This window comes from Moorena sp. SIO4A5, from assembly GCF_010672005.1.
Lineage (GTDB): Bacteria > Cyanobacteriota > Cyanobacteriia > Cyanobacteriales > Coleofasciculaceae > Moorena.
Map to the genome: position 1 here is coordinate 1 of NZ_JAAHHZ010000361.1, position 4,760 is coordinate 4,760.

Here is a 4,760-nt window from a genome sequence, read left to right on the forward strand (position 1 = left end):
TCTGGAATAAGAATGGTAAGTTACTGCACACCCTATCTGACCATAAGGATGTGGTCAGGAGTATCGCTTTCAGTCCCGATGGCCAAATTATCGCTACGGCTAGTAGGGACAAAACAGTTAAACTCTGGAATCAGAATGGTATCCTGATTAGAACTCTGACTGGTCATGAAAATTGGATCAACAGCGTCAGGTTCAGTCCTGATGGTGAGACTATTGCTACGGCTAGTGCAGACAAGACTGCCAAACTTTGGAATGTTAGTGATGGCAAGGAGCTGCAAACCCTCGATGGTCATAAGGATTGGGTTCTGAGTGTCGGTTTCAGCCCCGATGGTAAAACCCTGGCCTCTGCTACCAGGGATAAGATGGTTAAACTCTGGAATGTTAGTGATGGTAATGAACTAAAAACTCTTAAAGGTCATGACAATACCGTCTGGAGTGTGGTGTTTAGCCCCGATGGTGAAACCATTGCTACCGCTAGTGCTGACAAAACTGTCAAGCTTTGGAACACCAAAGGTAAACAACCTCAAACCTTTTCTGGCCATGATGGTGCTGTAGTTAGCCTCAGTTTTAGTCCCGATGGCCAGACTATTGCTTCTTCAGATTCATCTGCTAGAGTAATTATATGGAATTTAGAGACTATCAGACATCCTGATCAACTGCAGTCCCTTGCTTGCGATTGGCTACAGGATTATCTGAAGCACAATACTAATGTAAATAAGAGGGATCTTCGTTGGTGTCGTTAGTGCGTCAGTGCTGAAGTCCTGATTCCGTCAGAAGCAGTCTGGAATGGGACTGGAAACCACTATGGCAATTTTAATAAGTTTTAAGTAGTATTGCTAAGTAGTCTGTAGTAGTTTTAGGTATTTAAGTGTTACTACTTAAAAGTTAATCATATCATGACTAATCACAAAAAAATCACAAAAAATTGCCATTTTGCTACCAGGATAGAATTTAATTTGCTGATAATATAATTACCTCACTGGCTGGCATAAGTACTTGCTGGCATAAGCAATATCCTTAAAATCATGACTAACTCACCCCTACTCGACCCTGTAGCTACTCACCACCGGGATGCTGTAGAAGAACTAGCCTGGGCAATAGCTGCTAGTGAGGGACAGTTTTTGCTGATGTTAGCACACTGTAATTATGCCAAGTGGCGTAAGCGAGTGGTGCGCAAGCTACACAAAATTTCTTCTGTCCCAATCCGGGAAGTATTCCTAGACCAATCTGCTTGTACACTCTACACCACCCTCCGACAGGAAATCGGGGAGGAACAGCCAGCTGCCTTGATGGTGTTTGGTTTAGAGTCAGTCACGGACCTTGATGAACTGTTAATCGCCACTAACCAAGTTAGAGAAGAGTTTCGCAAAAATTTCCAGTTTCCATTAGTGTTGTGGATTAACGATGAGGTGCTGTGTAAGCTGATTCGCATCACACCAGATTTCCACAGTTGGGCAACAACGGTTATGTTTCAAATCCCAACCTCAAGCCTAATTAGCAACCTACAACAAAAAGCCAATTCTTTATTTAGCAAAGTCTTGGAATTAGGTGCCAGTGAAATTTGCCCCAATGATGCTATCTTAGGTGCTGGTTATAGTCAGGAAATTAAGTTTGCCTTACGGGATTTGGAAAGTGGTAACCACGAGTTGCCACCACAGTTGCTAGCCAGTCTAAACTTTGTCTGGGGTCGAGAGGCGTATGGATTGGGCAAGATTGATGTTGCTATCACCCACTATCAGAAAAGTTTAGAATTCTGGCAACAGGAACCCCGCAAGCACCAGAGCAAGCCCGAAAACAACGGTGAGATTCTCCCCGGACTTGGTGTGCCTACCTTCAGATCCCGTAAACCCATTACCCCTCCACCTCGGGAGCGAGAAGCAGTTATCCTGTTTCACCTAGGATTGTGCTATTGCGATCAGGCTAAGCAATATCCAGCGGGAGACCCTAGCTATGGAGAAAATTGGCACAAGGCTAAGGAGTATTTAGAGCAGTGTCTGGTGGTGTTCGAACAAGAGCAACGACCGGATTTAGTGGCTAAGTTTATTAATCAGCTCGGTGAGATACTGCAATCTCTGCAAGCCTGGGAGGATTTGGAAAGTCTAGCTAAAAAGTCTCTAGCGCTACACAGAAACTACTCTGCTCCTGTTCAAATCGCTCAGGATTATGGATTTATAGCAAAAGTGGCGCTACACAAATCCCGCTGGCAGGAGGCTTACACAAACGCTCAATATGCCAATGTAATTATCACAAAAGTCACAGAAGAACAGGGTGTTGCACAGGATAGGGAAGATTTGTTGGCCTATGGAACAGGGGGAACAGGGGGAAGTAAAAAATTTTCCTATTATCCCGCAAGTATCCAAGCCCAACAACAGCAACAGTACTCCAGCTATCAGGAAAATTCTGCTTTATATTGCCTCAATGGAGTAGTCAATATAGATAAGATTAGCCAGAAATATACAAATAAATCTCCCGTTGGTCGCTATCTGTTACTTCTGGCTCAAGCGCAACAACACTTGGGTCAACATTCCGAAGCGATTAGCCATCTGGAACGGGCTAGGGAGTTAGGCATTGGTGATGACCCGAAACTGTACCTGGAAATCCTGGAAACTCTAGGAACCCTCTACTGGCAACAAAAACGATATCAAGCAGCATTTAGATTAAAACAAGAACGGCTTGCGATCGCACAACAGAATGGTTTACTTGCTTTTATCGGTGCAGTTAAACTCAAATCCTCCCAACAGAATCCGTTACCACAGAATCCGTTACCACAGAATCCGTTACCACAGACCAAGAGTAAAGGTAGCGCTACCGTATCTCAGGCCATGACTGCTTCCGATTGGCAACACAAAGTAAAAGAGCTAGTGCAACGCATTGCCAGTACCCAGCACAAACTAACTGTAATTTATGGTCAAGCTGGAGTGGGCAAGAGTTCCTTACTAGAAGCTGGGCTAATCCCCGCCCTAAAACAGCAACCTATTGGTAAGCGTGATGTAGTCCCGATTAGGTTGAAGGTTTACACTGACTGGGAAAAAGAGTTGGGTAAACGTATCCTAGAGTCGAAGAGTGAAAGTTTGAAGGTTGAAGGTTTAAAGGTTGAAGGTTTAAAGGTTGAAGGTTTAAAGGTTGAAGGTTATAAAAACAACCTTAAAACGGCTAATCTTCTAGATCAGTTGCAAAAAAATCAACGGCAAAACCAGATAAACATCCTGATTTTTGACCAATTTGAAGAGTTTTTCTTTGCTTGCCGAGAGCCAGCTGAACAAAAACGCTTCTTTGAGTTTTTCCGTGACTGTCTTAATATTCCTTATCTCAAAGTTATCCTGTGTTTACGGGAGGATTATCTACACCTATTATTAAAGTGCGCTCGTCAGGTAGATTTGGATGCCATTAATAATGATATTCTTAATAAAGGTATCCTTTATTATGTCGGTAATTTTTCTCCAGACGAGGCAAAATCGATTATTTCTAATCTAACCACTAAAGCTAAATTTTACCTAGAGGATGCATTACTTGATGAGTTGGTAAACGACCTAGCTAAGAATGAACCAGTGGCAGAAGTAAGCCCGATTGAATTACAGATAGTGGGAGTGCAGCTGCAAACTGAGCAAATCACTACTTTAGCGGCTTATCGACAAAGGGGATCAAAAGAAAAGCTTGTGGAGCGCTATTTGGAAGGGGTTGTTTCTGATTGTGGTTCAGAAAACCAAAACGCGGCTTGGAAAATTTTGGGTTTGTTAACGGATAAGCATGGCACTCGACCATTCCGAACAAAACATGACTTAGGAGCAGAGTTACAGTTATCCACTGACAACTTAGATTTTGTCCTAGAGCTATTGATCAAATCAGGTTTAGTGATGAGATGGCAGCAAAAACCAGAAGCTCAATATCAACTGATGTATGATTATTTAGTTGAGCCGATTCGTAGACGTTGCTGATTGTAAGCATTCAGCTATCAGCTATCAGCTATCAGCTATCAGCTATCAGCTATCAGTTATCAGCTATCAGCTATCAGCTTATGCGCTACTTGAGGTGCTACTTGAGGTGCTTTTGAATAAAAGAGGTAAGCATTGGTTTAATCTAAGTTCCTTGGCCTTTCGGCCAAGGAATTCATTGTATTTGGCTTTGAGTCCGTTGAACTCCTAAGCCGGATAGCTTGTTTTAAGCCAAGGGCTGACAGCTGACAGCTGACGGCTGTTCGCGTAGCGTGCGCGTAGCGCATATGCTTACATCTGATTAGCCTTTAAGTCCCTCTAACCAACTGGATAAATCCGACCCATCGGAAAAATCGAACAATGCTTCACTCAATTGATCTAAATCAGCAACAGATAAGTTGTTGATGAGTGATTCTAGACTAGGCTCGATTGTTCCAACCTGGCGTGTCAACTGACGCATAATTAGCTCCAGTTTTCCTTGCTGTAAGCCTTGCTGTAAGCCTTGCTGTAAGCCTTGCTGTAGACTTTGTTGGACTTTCTCCTCTCCCCAAGGTAATAAATTTCCAGAGCTATCCCACCACCGTAACCAATAGTTAGTGATTTCTGATTTTTTGCCATACCATACTCCCAGAAACAAACCCATGGATTCAATCCAGTAGCGTCCATTAGCATCGGGTTGTTGGAGGGTATAGCTTCCTGAGTTAAGCGATCGCATTTCCAAACTTCCGGAGGCTGGGTCAAAAATCACATAAATTGGTACTTGTAGGATTTGCTCGTAAAAGTACCATTTGCCATAGGGGTAACGAGGGTTCATGGAATATTCTCCTT

At 43.2% G+C, this 4,760-nt stretch carries 3 protein-coding genes; 2 read left to right on the plus strand and 1 reads right to left on the minus strand.

All coding sequences use genetic code 11. The features are described from left to right. On the plus strand, positions 1–743 hold a 743-nt coding region (locus tag F6K57_RS37015), incomplete at its 5' end, for a WD40 repeat domain-containing protein (RefSeq protein ID WP_293073262.1). Positions 744–1,025: 282 nt separating this feature from the next. Further along, entirely contained in the window at positions 1,026–3,935 is a 2,910-nt protein-coding gene (locus F6K57_RS37020) for a tetratricopeptide repeat protein (protein ID WP_293073264.1), read from the plus strand. Positions 3,936–4,233: 298 nt separating this feature from the next. Here F6K57_RS37020 and F6K57_RS37025 read toward each other — a convergent pair. Next, positions 4,234–4,760, minus strand: a 527-nt coding sequence (locus F6K57_RS37025) for a DUF4351 domain-containing protein (protein ID WP_293073266.1), incomplete at its 5' end; no start/stop codon positions are given.